The organism is Paenibacillus sp. strain BS8-2, from assembly GCF_054483835.1.
This window is the reverse complement of the sequence record NZ_CM137010.1, coordinates 4,371,024-4,389,567: the sequence shown is the minus strand read 5'-3', so window position 1 is coordinate 4,389,567 and position 18,544 is coordinate 4,371,024. Positions and strand designations below refer to the sequence as shown.

Annotated in this window: 13 protein-coding genes; all 13 read right to left on the bottom strand. The window is 48.0% G+C overall.

What is annotated here, in order from left to right; genetic code table 11:
* Positions 1-374: 374 nt before the first annotated feature.
* Positions 375-1,565, bottom strand: coding sequence for a M14 family zinc carboxypeptidase (locus ACX1C1_RS18885; protein WP_458953723.1), 1,191 nt, complete (start codon positions 1,563-1,565; stop codon positions 375-377).
* 109 nt (positions 1,566-1,674) lie between these two features.
* Positions 1,675-1,953 (bottom strand): YqkE family protein, encoded by a 279-nt coding sequence (locus ACX1C1_RS18880; RefSeq protein ID WP_458953722.1) that lies wholly within the window; start codon positions 1,951-1,953, stop codon positions 1,675-1,677.
* A gap of 11 nt (positions 1,954-1,964) precedes the next feature.
* Positions 1,965-3,152: a formate-dependent phosphoribosylglycinamide formyltransferase gene (purT, locus tag ACX1C1_RS18875; protein ID WP_458953721.1), complete on the bottom strand. Its 1,188-nt coding sequence runs from the start codon at positions 3,150-3,152 to the stop codon at positions 1,965-1,967.
* A 68-nt stretch (positions 3,153-3,220) separates the two neighbouring features.
* Positions 3,221-5,044: an ABC transporter ATP-binding protein gene (locus ACX1C1_RS18870; RefSeq protein WP_458953720.1), complete on the bottom strand. Its 1,824-nt coding sequence runs from the start codon at positions 5,042-5,044 to the stop codon at positions 3,221-3,223.
* The gene (locus ACX1C1_RS18865; RefSeq protein ID WP_458953719.1) at positions 5,044-6,846 is read right to left on the bottom strand and encodes an ABC transporter ATP-binding protein; all 1,803 of its coding nucleotides are present in this window, start codon (positions 6,844-6,846) and stop codon (positions 5,044-5,046) included. The genes ACX1C1_RS18870 and ACX1C1_RS18865 overlap by 1 nt, the downstream gene beginning before the upstream one ends.
* 286 nt (positions 6,847-7,132) lie before the next feature.
* Positions 7,133-10,813 (bottom strand): dynamin family protein, encoded by a 3,681-nt coding sequence (locus ACX1C1_RS18860; protein ID WP_458953718.1) that lies wholly within the window; start codon positions 10,811-10,813, stop codon positions 7,133-7,135.
* A gap of 102 nt (positions 10,814-10,915) precedes the next feature.
* Positions 10,916-11,191, bottom strand: a complete 276-nt coding sequence (locus ACX1C1_RS18855; protein ID WP_458957722.1) for an NAD/NADP transhydrogenase alpha subunit — start codon at positions 11,189-11,191, stop codon at positions 10,916-10,918.
* 5 nt (positions 11,192-11,196) lie between these two features.
* Complete coding sequence (nth, locus tag ACX1C1_RS18850) at positions 11,197-11,892, bottom strand: endonuclease III (RefSeq protein WP_458957721.1); 696 nt, start codon at positions 11,890-11,892, stop codon at positions 11,197-11,199.
* 159 nt (positions 11,893-12,051) lie between these two features.
* Complete coding sequence (locus ACX1C1_RS18845; RefSeq protein WP_458953717.1) at positions 12,052-14,154, bottom strand: S-layer homology domain-containing protein; 2,103 nt, start codon at positions 14,152-14,154, stop codon at positions 12,052-12,054.
* A gap of 97 nt (positions 14,155-14,251) precedes the next feature.
* A complete protein-coding gene (locus tag ACX1C1_RS18840; RefSeq protein ID WP_458953716.1) occupies positions 14,252-14,830 on the bottom strand; it encodes a GerMN domain-containing protein in 579 nt (192 codons plus the stop codon).
* A gap of 15 nt (positions 14,831-14,845) precedes the next feature.
* Positions 14,846-16,285, bottom strand: a complete 1,440-nt coding sequence (locus ACX1C1_RS18835; RefSeq protein WP_458953715.1) for an N-acetylmuramoyl-L-alanine amidase — start codon at positions 16,283-16,285, stop codon at positions 14,846-14,848.
* A gap of 153 nt (positions 16,286-16,438) precedes the next feature.
* The gene (gene leuD / locus ACX1C1_RS18830; RefSeq protein WP_458953714.1) at positions 16,439-17,038 is read right to left on the bottom strand and encodes a 3-isopropylmalate dehydratase small subunit; all 600 of its coding nucleotides are present in this window, start codon (positions 17,036-17,038) and stop codon (positions 16,439-16,441) included.
* 30 nt (positions 17,039-17,068) lie between these two features.
* A complete protein-coding gene (gene leuC, locus ACX1C1_RS18825; RefSeq protein ID WP_458953713.1) occupies positions 17,069-18,484 on the bottom strand; it encodes a 3-isopropylmalate dehydratase large subunit in 1,416 nt (471 codons plus the stop codon).
* Between the last annotated feature and the right edge of the window lie 60 nt (positions 18,485-18,544).

Genomic DNA, 18,544 nt, shown 5'->3' with positions numbered 1-18,544 from the left:
AGTCCGTAAAACTCGTTATATCTTCAAGCTATTTTAAAGCAAGTCTATCCTTTCGTAAAGTCAATTAGATATTTAACCATTTTATCAAATCGAACGAACGTTCGCAAAAGAAATGATTTTGGCGCTAATGCCGCTTGCAGAAGTTGTTACCATGGTGCGCAATTCCGCTCTCCCTTATGCCGTCAAGACAAAAATAACATACGATGAATTACAAAAAATGCGCCAAACAACTAACATAGTTTATTGACTATATCGGCAATTTATCGGTCGAACATCAGCCGTTTACATGAATCAGGACCGTTCAAAATAGAAAAAGGATGCCATGAAAGCATCCTTTCCTCACAAATACCATCTTCTGCCAACAATACCGCCGATTACATATATAACGCTGCGAGCATAATACCCAGCGCCGCACTGTATATCTCTTCGTATTGCGTAAGCGGCAGAGGGTTGACTCCACTTCCAAGCTCTATCGTAAATCCAGGCTCGCGGAAATCTTGTATGAACCAATCCTTGTATCCGGCAGTACTGTTAACATTACGGATGGCCTCATAGCCGCTTACCGCGGCAAATTCATTGGCCAATACTTCGGATTGTGGCGGCTCAAGACCTTGAAAGCCCCAATAAATCACCTGACCTTGCGTATGGAAAGCAAGTACGCTCTGGAATCCGGCATTTCTCGTCAACTCCGCGAGCGCAATCACCTCAGGCTCTGTTAATGGTGCCGTTCCCGAATAATCGCGAGGAGCAGGCCCCTGAGGGCCCTGCACGGCATCCTGTTCCCACAATGCAGGGAATTGCTTATTGAGATCGACACCTCGGATATTAGCTTTCCATCCAGAGAAATCATCGTCGCCCCCGTTTATGGCAAGCGTGTCGCTCCGGTAGGGCTCGTAAGTCGGAGGGCCGTTCACAACAAGATCCACGCCATCCGGATTCACCAACGGGATGATTGATAACTGCGTCGTCAAATATTGCGGATACATTGCAAGACCGCCAAGATCTTTGCTGTTTGTTAGTGCAAGCAAATAATCATTCAGAAACTGAATGAGTACCGGTGTCGTGATCCATTCATTGGCATGCATGGATCCACTAAATCCAATTTTCTTACTCCCGCTTCCGATTTTCACCTCTGGAATAGATTTGCCCATCACCGACGTACCGATCTCGGAGCGGATCAAAAAGGGGTATATGTTCAGCAGACGGTTCAAGTCCTGCAAGAGCGCACTATATCCGTACGACCTTCTGGGCTCCACAACACGGCTCGTTACACGTCTTGGCACCGCTATCTTCGTACCTATGGATAACATTTCGCCTTGCAAACCAGGATTGCTTTGCAGCAACAAATCTACAGACACGCCGTTCATCGTCGCAATTCGCCATAACGAATCGCCGGCAATGATCGTATGGTTCGCCCACACATAACCCGGTATTTGGACAGTATCGCCTACGACTAACGCTGATGGGTCTCGATCGCGGTTCGAATCCAGAATTAGCTGGTATGGGACCCCGAACAATATGCTGAATTTCCATAAGGTGTCCCCTTGCCTGACCTTCACTTGCATGCTTACGCCTCCCTATGAGTAAGCAGCACATCGCACAGCTGTTGCTGCTTGCGCATTCTAACACATCGTATGGCGAAGTTTGGCGTGAGGTTCGGCAATCCTTATTTTCTTATTTGTATTTGCTCCAGTTCGGATCGCTGTTGTCAAGAAGATAAGAGAAGTCGCTTTCCTTCTGCTTCTGCTCCCGTTTCTTCATCTCCTCGGCTTCTTTGCGATCGCGTTCCTTGCGGTCAGCTTCATCCTGCTTCATTTGATCGGATTGTGCCTTTAATTTGCACAACACATCCGCTCCGAGCAGCTCCCCGAGTGTCGCACCTTGTTGATCAGAAGTTTCGGATGAACGGTTGCCCTGTTTTTTGGGAGGCTGTCCTTTATTTTTTTTCCCCATCTTTTCGTCTCCTACTGATTATTGCCGTATTCAATATACAGTGCTTCCGCAGCTGTCCGTGCAAGATCTCTTGCCGCTTCGACGTCCGCCGCGCTCGTTAGCGCCACGGCCATACGACGCCCTACCTTTGTTTCCGGCTTGCTGAACAATCTGACCTGTGTATTCGGTACCGACAACGCTTCCTCAATGCCGCCAATAACGAATTCTGTTGCTTCTCGGTCGGCTTTGAGTGTCCGCGAAGCGCCTGGTGTTAGTAGCCTTATTGTCGGGATTGGGAATCCGAGAATGGCGCGTACATGCAGTGCAAATTCAGACAAATCCTGGGTCCCCATTGTCACCATGCCAGTGTCGTGCGGCCTTGGCGATACCTCGCTGAACAATACGCCATCCTGCGTAATAAACAGCTCTACGCCATAGATGCCGTAACCTCCAAGTTCTTCTGTAATACGAAGCGCGATCTCTTCCGCTTGGCGAATATGGGCGTCTGACATGGCATGGGGCTGCCAGGATTCGATATAGTCACCGTCCTTCTGAACATGACCTATCGGTGGACAGAAGCTCGTCCCCGACACGGAGCGTACCGTCAATAATGTAATCTCCGATTCGAAGGTAACGAAACCTTCCACGATAATTCTCGTTTTTTTGGCGCGACCGCCTTCCATTGCATATTCCCAGCAGCTTGTCAGCTCAGCTTCAGATCGACAGACGCTTTGTCCTTTTCCTGATGAACTCATAATAGGTTTGATCACACACGGGAATCCGAGTGCGGCTGCAGCCTCGCGGAGCTCCTCTAGCGAATCTGCGAAGCGGTACGGCGCTGTTGGCAGACCAAGTGTTTCTGCCGCAAGTCTGCGGATACCTTCACGATCCATCGTCAATCGAGCAGCGCGTGCCGTCGGGATGACACGATGTCCTTCTCCTTCAAGCTCAAGGAGAGTCTCTGTTGCAATGGCTTCGATTTCAGGTACGATTAAGTCGGGGCGTTCCTTCTCAATAATGGCTCGAATGGACTCACCGTCCAGCATATCTGTTACATATTTGCGGTGTGCAACTCCCATAGCTGGAGCGTTGTCGTACCGATCAACTGCAATCGTTTCTACCCCTAATCGCTGTGCCTCGATCACTACTTCCTTGCCGAGCTCTCCTGAACCTAACAACATGATTTTGCGCGCTTGCGTCGAAAAAGGTGATCCATACATAACTAAAGAACCTCCTGAGAACATGATAGTTCCCATTGTGGAGGTTCTTCACTCAAAAATCAATATGATTAGACAAACTTATATTGAGCTTCGATAAGACCGTTATAGACGCCTTGTTTTTTGACAAGCTCGGCATGATTGCCCTGTTCGACAATGACGCCATGATCGAGCACGATAATGTCGTCTGCATGACGAATAGTCGATAGCCTGTGGGCAATCATAAACGATGTTCTGTCCTTGAGCAGCGCTTTGAGCGCTTCCTGAATCTTAAGTTCCGTCTCGGTATCGATGCTCGCTGTAGCCTCATCCAGAATTAGAATTTTCGGATCTGCCAGCAATGCCCGAGCGAACGAAAGCAATTGGCGTTGACCCATGGATAAGACGTTGCCCCGCTCCTCTACTTGCGTATCGTAGCCATCAGGCAAATTCATAATGAAGTCATGAGCATGTACAGCTTGCGCAGCCTTTACGACTTCGGAATCCGTTGCATCCAGACGACCGTACCGAATGTTATCCCGAATTGAGCCCGAGAAAATAAACGTGTCTTGTAAGACGATACCCACCTGAGAGCGCAAACTCTCGATCGTAATATCACGAATATCAATGCCGTCTATTAATACGCGGCCCTGCACAGGGTCATAGAAGCGGCATAACAAGTTGATAATGGTACTCTTACCTGAGCCGGTATGACCCACTAAGGCAATGGATTGACCCGCTTTGACGGAAATACTGACATTCTTCAGCGCCGGCCTGTTTTTCTCATATTCGAACACCAGTTGATCGAACTCGACATCTCCCCGAATTGCGGGCAGCTTCTTGGCATTCTCTGCTTCAGCTACCGTCGGCTCTTCATCGATAAACTCGAAGATCCGCTCTGATGACGCCATAGCGATTAGGAGCTGTGAGTACATTTGGCCAAGACGGTTGATCGGATCCCAGAAGTTGCCGATATAGTTCGCGAATGCAACTAACAAACCAACCGTAATCGCTTTATCTTGGATCAACACGGAACCATACCAGAACAAGATACAAGTACCGATGGCAGCCGTTACTTCGATGATTGGACCAAATGCCTGGTTGAGCATAGAGGCTTTGTTCCATGATTTGATATTGTCAGTGTTCATGTTGTCGAAGAAGCCCATATTGTCCTTCTCTTGGACGTAAGCTTGTGTGACCTTCATCCCTTGAATACTTTCGTTCAAGTGGGCATTAATGCGTGATTGCTTCATCCGAACCGACTGCCATGCAAACCGAATCCGCTTCCTAAGTGACGAGGAGACAAGGAACATAAGCGGTACGGTAAGCATAACCGCCAGTCCGAGCTTCACATTGAGAGCAAGCAGAATAATGACGATTCCGACAAGCTGGATACAATCCATCAGTAAGTTGACTACGCCATTCGTGAACAGCTCTTGAAGCGCATTTACGTCATTCGTTACGCGAACAAGCACAGAACCCGCAGGCCGTTTGTCATAGAAGCGGAACGACAGCTTCTGGATATGCTGGAATAGATGTTTGCGCAGATCATAGATGACCTTTTGTCCTATGATATTCGTATATTTGATCCGATACGTATTGGACATCCACTGAATCGCATATAGAGCAAGCATGCCTGCGGCAATTAAGATCAGCTCGCCAGAGCTGCCGGAACCTTTGTCAGGATCAAGTACGTTATCGATTGCAAAATACATCAGAAGCGGATTCGTCAATCGAGTCAGCGTTCCGATAATCATCATGACAATGACAGGCATGAGTTGGCGATTATATGGTTTCATGTATTGATAAAGTCTTCTTAGCTGCGACCAGTTAAACGGTTTTTCGATTTCTTCGTCGTCCTGATAGACGAAACGTTCGTTTCTGTTTCTTGCATTCATCCCCGTTTTTGCGCTCATTACACCGAACTCCTCCGTGCTTCGTAGACTCCCGGAATTGGCGACTTGCCGCCTTCCTTCTGTAGCTTCTCGATATAATCAGCGTATTGAATGCGGTACGTATCCAAATATGGACCCCGCTGAGCAATCAATTGCTCATGTGTTCCTCGTTGAACGACACGTCCTTCATCCAGAACGATGATTTCGTCAGCGTGGCGCAGAGAGGATATCCGATGGGCAATAATAAACGTCGTACGTCCTGCCATCAGTTCTTTAAATCCAGCCTGAATTTCATGTTCCGTTTCCATGTCGACCGCACTTGTCGCATCATCAAGAATTAGAATACGCGGGTTTTTGATCAGCGCCCTGGCAATCGCGATCCTCTGCTTCTGACCGCCGGATAAGCCCATCCCTCTTTCGCCTACCACGGTGTCATATCCAAGCGGCATCTCCATGATGAAGTCATGCGCTTTGGCAAGCTTAGCTGCACGGATGATTTCCTCGTCCGATACGTCGCCCATACCGTATGCAATATTGTCTCGAATAGCTGCCGAGAACAAAAACGTTTCTTGGAAGACAGGAGCGATCTGCCGTCTCAGAGAACGCACATCAAGATTCCGGATATCCATGCCATCGAGACTGATGCTGCCCTTCTTAATGTTGTAAGCGCGCATTAGCAATTGGATAACCGTAGATTTGCCAGATCCCGTTCCGCCGAGGAATCCGATAACCGAGCCAGCAGGCGCATTCAGATTCAAGTCTATAATAGCTGGAGCTTTATCTGGATAATTGAAGGTTACACTCTCGAATTGAACATGACCCTTCACTTGGCTTTCATCGAGCTCAACAGCATCTGGAATGCTCTTAACATGAACATGTTCGTTGAGCAGGTTCAGCACACGTTCGCCAGAAGCCTTGAATTGCGTGTACGCATTAATGTGGAAACCTAATCCCCACATAGGACCGATAATGTACCATATCATACTGAAAAATGCGACGAATTGACCGAGCTTCAGCTGTTCATTAATGACCATCAATCCGCCGGCTACAAGCAGGATTACCGCGCATAAGTTAGCCGTTACCTCCATCGCCGGGAAAAATCTCGCCCAAGTGGACGACGCCCTGACTTGATTCTGCTGGTAGGCATCACTGCGGATCGCAAACTTGGATACTTCATGGCTTTCCCTAGCGAATGACTTAACGGTGCGTACGCCCGTTATATTTTCTTGCACCGCGGTTGTCAGGTCACTCATCGCTTGACGCATTTCACGGAACGCAGGATGGATAAGTCTCTCAAACTTCAAGGCTAAGAAAATCAGAATCGGAATCGGCAGCAAGACGATTAACGTCAACTGCCAGCTGTAGTACATCATCATGGCGCCGCCAAACACAACCATTAGCACCATGTTAAGAATTTGTGCGAATCCAAATCCGATAAATTGGCGAATGCCCTCTAGATCGGCCGTCAATCGGGACATGAGATCTCCCGTTTTTGCTTTGTCATAATATTGGAAGGATAAGGTCTGCAGCTTGTCGTACAAAGCATTCCGTAAACGATAAGCGATTTTGTTGCCTAATCTGCCTCCCAGAAACCCATGCAGAAATTGATTTAATGCTTTGAGTGAAATGACGCCAACAACGGTCATTGCAAGACCTGGCACAAGATCGAATCGTTCCGGTTTAATCACGTCGTCGATCAGGTAAGCAAGCAGATTCGGATATACCAGTCCAAGTGCGGTTGCAATAATCAAGAACAGAATAGAACCGAACAGAAACTTTTTATCCGGCCAATAGTAGGCCTTTAGCTGCCTCAGTACGTCCAAGTAAATCCATCTCCCTATTTAATTTCTTTAAGTATGAGTGCATATTACCAGCATCGGTATGGAGGAGCAAATTCGATAATTTTGCGAATTATTGAGTGTATCCGCTAATTATGGCGATACCGGAAATGGAAACCAACATACCTCCTAAATCATCACAAATAGATGCCATTATGTGCGTATTGCTCCATTTTTGCACATATGCACACAAAACAAAAAAATGCTTTTGCCGATTCGTAAGACATCGGCAAAAGCATTAAGCGAATAGTGATATAGATGAAACAAAAGATCAGACGTTTTGGATATGGATTAATCCGTCTCGCAGTTCCTTCAGCTGATCAACTGTCGAGCCGCCGGAGAGAGATTGACGCTTTCCTTCCGCATACGCGGAAACATCTTCACGCAAACGGAGTGTTGTCTTCTTCGCTGCCGCCGACCATTCGAGACCATAATGAAACTGCCACGCCTTGCTAGCCGAGGAGGTCCATTGCTGAATGGATGGTACGACGATGGCTTCCAGTTCTTTGCGCAGCTGCGCCTTCCCTTCGCCTTCGAAGAACTGGCGGGGCGACTTAAATCGGCTCCATAACCATTTGGCCTCCACGCTGCCTTCTTCCCATGGGGTACCTTCCGCAGGAGGCAGCAACGACATCAACTCGAATGCAGCCGCTTCGTATTCGCCAAGCAGCGCATTCAGCTGGGCTGAGCTGCTCGCATAACCTTGTTTTAGCGAACCGTTAATAGCGCGCTCGACGCGAAGCGAGGTCGCTTGCAACTCTTGCGAGAGCTCACGCTGCACCAATCGCTGGAGCTCCAGCCACGACGTCCATACGACTCGCTTCAAATCGCGCCCATCATCTTGCAGCGATGCGGGATTAAAGGCCAAATGATAAAAGTCGCCCAATCGGAATTGCAATCGCTGAGCAACATAATAAAGCAATTCGTTCATTTCCTGTTTTAGCCCTTCAGATAATGGCGTCTCGGAGAGTAGAGAGATTGGTCCCTCTACGCTTGCTAGCGCAGACTCCAGCTTAGCGAGTTCTGCTACGCGAGCCGCTTCATCGCCTTGGGCACCGCGAATCCATCCCTCGAGCTGCTGTATCGTCCGCCTGAGCTCCTGTTCAGCGGAATCGCTCGCAAGAGCGCCAAGGTCGGTTGCGATGAATGACAAGAAGTCTTGCTCGAATGCACGAATGCGCGAACGTTCCAGCATTGCTGGATTACCGTCCGCCTTGCCATCCAACGCTTCGATACTCGAGACTGGATACAAACGAGGGTGGCGGATCGAATGCTGCAGCAGGTTATGCTCGACGTGCATAAGCACATGCTGCAGCTCCTCTTCGTCTGCCGCAAGATCCGAAGCGTTAACGATAAAGAACATTTTATCTAGCTCGAATTGATCCTTAACCCGTCCCAGTTGATCTAGGAATTGTCGGTCAGCTTGAGAGAATGCATGGTTGTAATACGTGACAAAAAGAACGGCATCCGCATTCTTGATATAGTTAAAGGACACCCCGGTATGCCTTGCGTTCACCGAATCCGCACCAGGCGTATCGACGAGTACGATTCCTTCCGCAGTCAATGGACAGTTGTAGTGGAAGTCGATTTCGTTAACGAAACAAGATCGAGATTCATCCGCTACGAACTGTGCGTAAGCTTCACGATCCACATGCAGCTCTTGACCTAACAGCGCCTCATGCTCCTTCCAGCCGTTTCTCGCAGCACGAAGGAAGCTGTAATGCGGTCTTCCCCCGGCTCCAATCGCATCTGGAGAGAGTCGATCAATGACTGTCAGGATCGATGCGCCATCGGGCAACGTTTCCTTTGTCGCTCGTTCACCTAGCAGGGATAACGAATATCGCAGATCGTCCAGCATCGCTTCAGTCGATTTCATCGACACGCGTGCCGTGCCATGACCGTACTGCTCCGTTGGCGGCATTAGACGGTTGATGGCGGCTGTCGTGGGATTAGGCGATACCGGAAGAACAGCTTCTCCTATCAGCGCGTTTGCCAATGATGACTTACCCGCGCTGAATGCTCCGAATAAAGCAATCGTAAACCGGCTGTCGGATAACCGATCAGCCTTCTCGCTGAGCGATGCGGCAGAATTCTTAAGCATCCCATACGGCGCAAGCAGCTCCGCAGCTTTACGCATACGTTTTGCTGAAGCCTGCTGCTTCATGCGAATCGATGATGCCTCTCCGGCAATTGATAGCGGATCTTCAGTCGCAGCAAGCGACGTTGCTGCAACCTCACGGCTTACATGTCTAGACGTTTCTTTGTCTACAGGATTAGCAGCTAACGCCTCTATTGCAACAGCAGCTGAATCATTAGCTGTAACCGCAACATCATCTGGATGAGGCAGACGAGGTGATTCCAATGGCGCAGGCAACACGCTGTTCAGCGCTGCTTGCCTCTCTAACATCGCTTGGTCTAGTCCTCTCAGCGCATCTACCGCTGCTGTCTTCCCGCTCAGCGCGACAAGTGATTGCCTAGCTTCTACTACTGCTGCTTCACTCGAAGCCGATACGAATTCGCTCAGCACATCAATGATTGCAAGCGCGCGTCTCCGATATTCGCCTTTCACATCAGCAGCCATATCTTTGCTATAAATCATCGTGTATTCGTTACCGAATACGGCGCCTTGTTTAACACGAGACAGCAACCATTCTCCATCGGGCAGCCAACCAAGCTCTTCAGTAAGAATGGGCTCTAGCTTGTCGCTTGCGTATCCGGAATTTGAGGCAGCGCCTCTGAGCAGCTGCTTGACGTGCCAATCGATTGATGCGATGGTCAAGCTGCCAAGCTCTGTCTTAAACGTCTCCAGACGCCGTTCTTGCTCCGCAGCCGTTTTGGCGCCTGAGAACAACAAACCCGCCTTGTATCCAGGGCGACGGCTCTCTAGAAACGAATGTGCAAGATCTCGAAGCGAAGCCGGAGTAATGTTGGCATTATCTAATATGGACTGCAGCTCGATACGAAGCTTAGTGCGATATTGCTCCATTCCATGTACCAATGATTGAATAAGTCCTTCAAGACGGCTTTCTTCTGCCTTTGCGCCAGCTAACGCTTCTTCGCCTCCAGCTTCTGCAATCCAGCGTTCACGTTCCGGCATTAGGCGTTCTTCTTCCCATTTGGCATGACTATGAACCAAATGGCGAAGCGAAGCATCTACGCTGTACGCGCACAGCTCCTCCCGGTTTTGTTTCAACTCCTCGATCAAACCCAGCAACACATTCCATTGATGATGAGGATGCTCCGGTTGGCGAAGCGACAGGTAGAGAATGCCTGCCGGCTCCAAATGCCAAGCATGGAATGCCTCTTCCACACTATGCTTATAATTCTCAAAACTTAGCTCGCGGTCTCTGTGCTTATCGATCTGATTGACGATGAAATAGAGGGGCTTGCCCCAATCCTTCAAACTTTTTGCAAAAGCGAAATTAATTTCGGATTGCACATGATTATAATCCATGACGTAGAACACAACGTCAGCCAGATGCAGTGCAGACTCAGTCGCCATTCTGTGCGCATCATCTGTCGAGTCGATACCTGGCGTATCTAGCAGTGTCACCTCGAATCCTAATAGCTTGCTAGGATATTCGATGGATACGGAGAGGAATCGTTCGCCATCCTTGCAATACGTGTCCAGTTCGTCGATTGGCACCTCATGGTGAGAGATCATACCATCCGCTTCCATCTCAACTGTTGCAACAGCACGCTCGCCGCCTCGAATCGAAACGACGTTCGCGCTTGTCGGGATAGGACTTGACGGCAGCAGCTTTGCGCCGCATAGCGCATTAATGAGTGTTGATTTACCTGCCGAGAAATGTCCGCATAAAGCAACAGTAAGCCGACCCTCGGTCAGCTTACTGTTAAGCTCATGCGCTTGTACGGCTCTGACATGATCGCCTGAGGCTCCCAGTTCATTACCGATATGTTGTAACGCTTCAGCTATGTTTTGCACTTTCATTACCGTCATCTCCGATGATATTCTAATTAACTTTAACAGATTTAAGCCCATCAAGCTCGCCCATTCTTACAAGCAATGGAGTCGAGCATGATGGGCGTTTTATTAAACAGCTTTTTCTTCGTCAGTGGAAGGCAAACAAATTTCGAATACATTACCGTGCTGAAGAATCATAATATTACGTTCTTTTTCTTTCATAACGACAACTTCAGGCTTCACGCGCATACGGTCGATATATTGATCAGGCACATCTCCAGAACCACTCACCGTTACGCCTTCGATTACAATATCTTCGTTCTCTTGCGGAGGGGATTCAAGCACTTGCTCATAAATATCGGAAAACAGTTCAAAGTTATTTGTGTATACAGAGATACATTTCATCTTCATCATCCTTCAGCTCTTAATTTGGTTTTCTTCTCTTTATGTTTGGTCTTTGCCGCTGGCTTCATACGTAACTTACCTTCTTTGCATAACTCGAGCAGCGGACAGACCGGACATTGCGGATTCTGTGCCTTGCAAAAGTATCGACCGAAAAAAATTAAACGATGATGCGTCAAGGTCCACTCATCTCTTGGCACCAGCTTCATCAGTTTATGCTCAACCTCGAGGACGTTGTCATCTGACTTTGCAATGGAGAGTCTCTTCGAAACACGTTCCACATGTGTATCCACTGCGATGGCCGGTACACCAAATGCATTGGACATGACGACATTCGCTGTTTTCCTGCCTACGCCTGGAAGTTCGGTTAATCCTTCGTGAGTTCGAGGGACATCCCCGTCGTACTTGTCGATCAGTATTCGACTAAGCTTCTGAATATTCGAAGCCTTGCTGCGGAATAAACCAATTCGCCTAATGTCTTGTTCAAGCTCTTCCAGTGGTACACTTAGATAATGTTCGGGACGCTTGTATTTGCGGAACAGTTCAGCCGTCACTTTATTTACGGTTTCATCCGTGCACTGCGCCGATAGTAACACGGCAATGGTCAACTCGAACGGATTGTCGTGGTGCAGCTCGCAATGAGCATCAGGGTACATCTCGGCGATTACGTCTAATATATGACGCATCTTCTGTTTCGCATTCATCATTGGCCTCCGGTATTAACACTATCGTTCAAAGTGTAGCGAAATTTGACACGCTTCGCAACTACAAATACGCAATTTTCCATAAAAAAACTGCCCATTGGGGCAGTTTTTTCACAAATTGTTCCCGCATAGCCGCATCCTAAAGCGTCCAATCAACAATTAGCCGTTAGAAACAGTGCTAGTCGCCACTTCTCGTACCTGGATAGCAGAGCTTCCGATATAGGTCACTTCAACCTTATCCCCAGACCGGAACGCCGAAGAAAGCGCAGCTGTTCCATCCGGCTTCAGCAACTTAACACTCGAAAGTGAAACCATTACCGACTCGTTGCTGCTCGTCTTAAGTGTCATCCGTTTATTAATCAAATCGGTTGATACCACTTCATACGAGAATACCTTGTGTACGCGAATAGCGGATGCTTCAACCTTGTCGAGCTTCAGCGAAACAGATATCGTATCACCCGTTTTCAGGTCAGCTGGAACCGCATTCGGACGGCTATACCATTCGACTGTCGTGATCGCATACGGCAGCTTAACCGAATAACCTTCCGAAGTTAGAAGTGTAATGGTTTTTGCTTTGGCATCGATTTCAGTAATTGTACCCGAATAATCAAGCACAAAGTCCATAGATACCGCATTATTGCCTGTATAACGAATTAATACGTTTTTGTTCATATTGATCATGGATAAAGCAGCGTCCATTTCCAGTGTCGTGCCGCTGTAACGGAAAGTAGTTTTGTCCGTTAAGTTCAAAGCGAGAGGCTGACCGTCATTGACCTTTACAAAAATAAATTTCTCCGCTTTATCGTAAGATAGAATTTGAGCCCCCGCCAACACTTTCACATCGCGGTTCAGCACTTTGATCTTCGTGACTTGACCTTGGTCGTTCAGACTAATCTCGAGCTGATCTTCATCTTGAATGAGATCGCCCAATGTAGAATTGCTTAATCCCGAAATCTCAACGGTTACCCCAACGGCCAATGGCTTTGTCACGTATTCGTTATCAGAGATAAACCGGATTGTTTTGGCGTCATAATCATAGAAGCTGCCCTTCATCGAAGTAACCGCCTCTTTGGCCTGCACAACCATACTAATAGCTTGCGGATCATCGCCGAAGTTTTCCTGAGTTAAAGTTACGACAGCATCTGCGGGCACATCGCCAATCGCAAGCGTCTTGCCATCCGTATCCTTAATGGTCATCGCTTCGGAGTAATCGATTCCGAGCGGTTCATTGTTCACCCAGAGATAAAAGACTTTGGACGACGCATTGTATTGGGCAAATGTACCGTTAATCGTTTGGGTATGCTGGACATCGCCTTGCACTTCGATATAAAGCGCTTTGCCATCCTTACCGATGACTGTCACATCGCCATATTCTAGCAGTTGGTCTCTAGTAATCGGTTTGTCGGTGTTGAAATGATAATATAATGTATTATCGTCCAACGTGTAAGTCAAATACTCGCCAGAATCATAAACGGTAACGGAATCTGCACTCATATTTGTTGCAATACCGCTCACTTGATTCGGATAGTCAACCGGGAAACTGGATTGCGCCCTGCTGAACAGTGTCGCGAGACTTGCACGATTCACATTGCTTTTGGGAGCAAATTCGGTTTCTGTCACACCTTTGATGAGTCCAAGCTGATATGCAGCATTGACGAAGCCTAAGTAACGGCTTTGAATATCGTCCGCATCCTCGAATGTAGAAGGTGCATCCTCCAGCTGAGAAGCAGCGGCTTCTTGCCCAATCGCTTTGACGATCAGCTTGGTTACCCACTCGCGGCTGGCTGGCTTCGATCCCCACGCCGTAGACGGATCAGCTGCTGCAATCTGATATTCCTCTTCACTATCTAACAAACCTTCTGAGAACGCTAAATCGATGTATGCTTTAAAAAATTCGTCTACATTAAAACCTTCTCCGAACACGATCAGTGTATCATGATCTACTTTGTCTACCAATCCAGCGAATCGAAGCGCTAACAGAACGGCCTCTTGCTGACTAATACTTTTCTCTGGACTGAACGCAAAGGTACCGTCAGCAGGATTCTGATATCCAGTAATAATGCCTTGAAGTGAAAGCTTGGCCACATGTTTCTCCGCCCAGTGACCGTTCGGCATATCCGTGAACGGCGTCGTTCGTGCAGTTACAGCAACATCGGCCGATACGGGAACCGGGTTCGTCAGTAGGGTGGTTCCACTTCCCGCTATTAACGAAAACACGAGTGCACCGGTCATGATTTTTTTCCAAGTTTGATGCAAAACCATTATTCATTTCCCCTTCGTGTCCTAACGTTATGTATGCATAATTTCGATTTGATTGTTACTCTATTCGGCATACGACGACAGATTTCCTCTAAATCTACTACTCTCTAACCATGGGATGATCCAGCTCAACATGACCCATCACGCTTTCCACTGTTTCTCCATTCACAAGCAGCTGAATACCGTCAACAAACGAGAACTGGAACATCGATTGTTGTAGCGACTCAATCAGCATCAGTTCGCCAGGAGCGCCCAACCGCGTTTCGTCAGCAAATGAAATATCAATTGTGGCGATTCCATCTTCTAATTTGATCGATTCGACAGTAATGTCGTGCCACAGGGATACATTCGTGCCTTCGTTCTCCTGCAGCGAGCTCATCGTCTTAGCAATGAGATCTTCATCGCTTGCAAATGAAATGGTTACTTTGCGTTCGATCAACTCGGTCAACTGGCTGTCCGTAAGGAAAATCGACACCTCCTGTTCTTGCAACTGAGGTTCCGGTTCGGGCGTCTCGCTTGGTATGGGACTCGGAGTAACCGTTGGCTCGCTCTCAGGAGAAGCCGTAACTGTGGCTCCTCCGTTATGATTATCGTGTGTGTCGTTGCCGCAACCAGCCAGCAATAATGCAAATACCGAAGCTACTACGATTGTTCGAATTTTCCAAGTCGTTGTACTCATGAGGTACCTCGCTTTCTAATTCAACTTCAGATAGGCTTTAATACCTTTAGTAAGCTCTACTGCCAGCCTATCTTGTGTCTTCGCATCAAACAGTGCTGCAGCATCCGTTGTGTTCGACATATATCCCGCTTCGATCAGAATGGCGGGCATTGTTGTTTCTTTAATGACCTTATACGCAGCTTTCTTGACACCTCTGTCACGCAAGCCCATACCTGCCAGTACATGTTTGTGCATCGCATCTGCGAAAGCCTTACTGTCCGCGCGCTCGTAATACGTTTCCGAACCGCTCACGCTGGTGTTATCGTAGCTATTGGCATGGACGGAAATAAACAAGTCCGCTTTGACGGATTCAGCAAATTTAACTCGATCAAGCAGCTCTACAAATGTATCGTCGGAACGCGTCAGATGAACGCGTATTCTTGAATCCTTCTCTAGCTCGGCTTTCAATTTGAGTACGACCGACAAATTAAAATCCTTTTCCCATCGGTTCATAGGTTTGCTGAATGCGCCTGGATCTTTGGCACCGTGGCCTGCATCAAGTACGATATCATACACATTCGCCGATGGATCTGGCGGTGTTGTCGGGTTGGGATCAACAGGCACTTCTGGCTCGACAGGTTTTACTGGTTCTTCAGGTTCAGCAGGAACCTCAGCACTAGGCATTAAGGCAATTGCGATTTCGTTATCTGTCGAGGACAGCACATAGCCGGTATCTTCGCCGACTACAATAACAATTCGAGCCGTGAGCGGACTCGTCGAGAACTGCGAATAACGATATGCCGTCAGCAACTCATTATCCGTTACAGTTGTCTCGAATTGACCTTTTACGAATAAGTCCGTTAATTGTGGAATGAAAGTGGTGTAAGGAAAATTGAACACTAATCTTCTTGGATTATCGAGAATCATCGGCTTGCCAGGAAGATGTCCTCCAGCATGAGCGATTCGGATCACCGATTGTTCGTCCATCGATACAGCTGTGATGTATCCTACTTCCGGAACCTCTGGCACTTCCGGCTGCGGCTCTTCTTTTTCTTCGAACATATGTACTTCCCTGGTGTCCGCTTTCCATTCGAATGTAAGGCCGAGCAATTCTCCAACAAGTCTGACTGGTACAATTGTTCTGTTGTTAAAAATGACGGGTTTCGTATCCGTCTCTTGCGGAACGCCATTGACCCTGATTGTCGATTGATCGATGATCAACTCGATGATGGTCTGCTCCTTTTTGACGGTTACCTTTCTTAGATCAGGTTCCCATTCGACCTCATAACCCAATCCTTCTGACAGAATGGCGAGCGGCACGAGTGTTAGATTATTAACGATTCGTGGTTCAACATCCGAGTGAAGTTCAATTCCGTTCAGGAACAACTTGGGCGAATCGTTGGCGGCATGTCCTACGGACCCGAACAGCGTGAACAATAACGACATGAGCAGCAGAATGGATACAAACTTTTTCATTTCCCACCTCGATGACTGATTTGCCCGATAAGCATGACGACCTTCGACATGCCGGACAACCATTAGACGCTTTCTGACAGAAAAAGTTGCGATTAAAGGAAAAAAGAGGACATCCGATTTATGACGGATGTCCTCTCTAAACTTAGCTTGATTTTATACCAATCTAGCTAGGTGTTTTTGCTCATATGCTGTGATCTTATCTTCATGTTGAAGGGTAAGACCGATATCATCAAGCCCTTGAAGCAAGAATTGACGACGATGCTCATCCAGCTCGAATGCGAGCTCTAGACCGTATTCATCAGTCAAGAGTTTGTTCTCCAAATCAACTTTCAGCTTGTAGCCATCATGTTTAGCTGTGCGTTGGAACAGGTCTTCTACTTGCTCTTCGCTCAGCTTGATCGGCAAGATGCCGTTCTTGAAGCAGTTGTTATAGAAAATGTCGGCATAGGATGGTGCGATTACGACTTGGAAGCCGTAGTCAAGAATCGCCCAAGGCGCATGCTCACGCGAGGAGCCGCAGCCGAAGTTCGCGCGTGAGATCAGTACAGAAGCACCTTCGTAACGCGGTTTATTTGGCTCGAATTCGGCGTTTACTTCACCGTTTTCGTGGAAACGCCATTCGAAGAACAGGAATTGGCCGAAGCCGCTGCGCTCGATTCGTTTCAAGAATTGTTTTGGAATAATGGCGTCCGTATCTACGTTAACCCGGTCTACGGGAGCTACGATGCCTGTTAGCTGTTTGAATGGTTCCATGTATGTTTTCCCCTCTCTCGTTCCCTTTGGTTAGTTCAACACAGGCGCTTTGACTTCCCAGTCACGCACATCTGTGAAACGTCCGTTAACCGCTGCCGCAACTGCCATAGCCGGCGAAACCAGATGTGTTCTGCCGCCACGGCCTTGACGTCCCTCGAAGTTACGGTTGGATGTGGAAGCACAACGTTGACCTGGCTGCAATACGTCAGGGTTCATCGCTAGGCACATGGAACAGCCCGCATCACGCCATTCGAAACCTGCTTCTACGAACACTTTGTCCAGACCTTCTTTCTCCGCTTGCAGCTTAACGCGACCGGAACCTGGAACGACAATTGCTGTTACTTTCTCGCTAACTTTGTAGCCTCTCGCAATTTCTGCTGCGGCACGAAGATCTTCGATCCGACCATTCGTACAGGAGCCGATGAAGACATAATCGATTTCGATCTCGGTCATTGGCGTGCCTGGCTTCAGATCCATGTATTCAAGTGCTTTCTCAGCCGCTTTACGTTCGTTTTCGGTAGGCAGATCGGCTGGGTTAGGAACATTAGAAGTAATGTTTGTACCCATGCCTGGACTAGTGCCCCAAGTTACTTGCGGAATCAATGCGTCAACATCAAAGTCAACGATCGTATCATAAGTTGCACCTTCGTCAGTAGTCAGTTTCGACCACTCGGCAACGGCTTCATCATAGTTTTTTGGTGCATATTCGCGTCCACGCAGGTATTCGAATGTTGTTTCGTCCGGCGCGATTAGACCTGCACGTGCTCCTGCCTCGATGGACATGTTACAGACAGTCATACGCTCTTCCATTGTCAGGCTCGTAATGGCTTCACCTGTATATTCAATAACATAACCAGTCGCGAAGTCAGTACCGTATTGCGCAATAACGCCAAGGATAAGGTCCTTTGCTGTTACGCCAGGTTTGCGGGAGCCGTTGAAACGAACTTCCATTGTTTTCGCTTTGGATTGCTGCAAACATTGAGTTGCCATAACATGCTCAACTTCACTAGTTCCGATACCGAATGCCAGAGCGCCGAACGCACCGTGCGTGGATGTGTGGCTGTCGCCGCAAACGATCGTTTTGCCGGGATGCGTCAAGCCGATCTCAGGACCCATTACGTGAACGACGCCTTGATCGATGTTGTCAAGGTCGAACAGCTTAACGCCGAAGTCCTTACAGTTTTGCGTAAGTGTGTCGATCTGCTGCTTCGAAATAGGGTCCTTGATGTTGAAACGGTCTTTAGTTGGCACGTTGTGGTCCATCGTTGCAAACGTCAGATCCGGACGGCGAACCTTGCGGCCTGTCAAACGAAGTCCTTCAAAAGCTTGCGGCGAAGTTACTTCGTGTACCAGCTGAAGGTCGATATAGATAACGCTTGGTTTTCCTTCTTCTTGGTGAATAACATGGTTATCCCAAATTTTCTCGAACATTGTTTTTTTCGACATTATGCTCACCCCATGAGTTCGTAATTGCGTTTTTTCGCAACTTGTTTAATGAATTATTGT

What these genes read in the sequence shown, in the direction of transcription:
- ACX1C1_RS18885 (WP_458953723.1), bottom strand. Translation starts at nt 1,565, where the DNA reads ATGCAAGTGAAGGTCAGGCAAGGGGACACCTTATGGAAATTCAGCATA.
- ACX1C1_RS18880 (WP_458953722.1), bottom strand. Translation starts at nt 1,953, where the DNA reads ATGGGGAAAAAAAATAAAGGACAGCCTCCCAAAAAACAGGGCAACCGT.
- purT (WP_458953721.1), bottom strand. Translation starts at nt 3,152, where the DNA reads ATGTATGGATCACCTTTTTCGACGCAAGCGCGCAAAATCATGTTGTTA.
- ACX1C1_RS18870 (WP_458953720.1), bottom strand. Translation starts at nt 5,044, where the DNA reads ATGAGCGCAAAAACGGGGATGAATGCAAGAAACAGAAACGAACGTTTC.
- ACX1C1_RS18860 (WP_458953718.1), bottom strand. Translation starts at nt 10,813, where the DNA reads ATGAAAGTGCAAAACATAGCTGAAGCGTTACAACATATCGGTAATGAA.
- ACX1C1_RS18855 (WP_458957722.1), bottom strand. Translation starts at nt 11,191, where the DNA reads ATGAAATGTATCTCTGTATACACAAATAACTTTGAACTGTTTTCCGAT.
- nth (WP_458957721.1), bottom strand. Translation starts at nt 11,892, where the DNA reads ATGAATGCGAAACAGAAGATGCGTCATATATTAGACGTAATCGCCGAG.
- ACX1C1_RS18845 (WP_458953717.1), bottom strand. Translation starts at nt 14,154, where the DNA reads ATGGTTTTGCATCAAACTTGGAAAAAAATCATGACCGGTGCACTCGTG.
- ACX1C1_RS18840 (WP_458953716.1), bottom strand. Translation starts at nt 14,830, where the DNA reads ATGAGTACAACGACTTGGAAAATTCGAACAATCGTAGTAGCTTCGGTA.
- ACX1C1_RS18835 (WP_458953715.1), bottom strand. Translation starts at nt 16,285, where the DNA reads ATGAAAAAGTTTGTATCCATTCTGCTGCTCATGTCGTTATTGTTCACG.
- leuD (WP_458953714.1), bottom strand. Translation starts at nt 17,038, where the DNA reads ATGGAACCATTCAAACAGCTAACAGGCATCGTAGCTCCCGTAGACCGG.
- leuC (WP_458953713.1), bottom strand. Translation starts at nt 18,484, where the DNA reads ATGTCGAAAAAAACAATGTTCGAGAAAATTTGGGATAACCATGTTATT.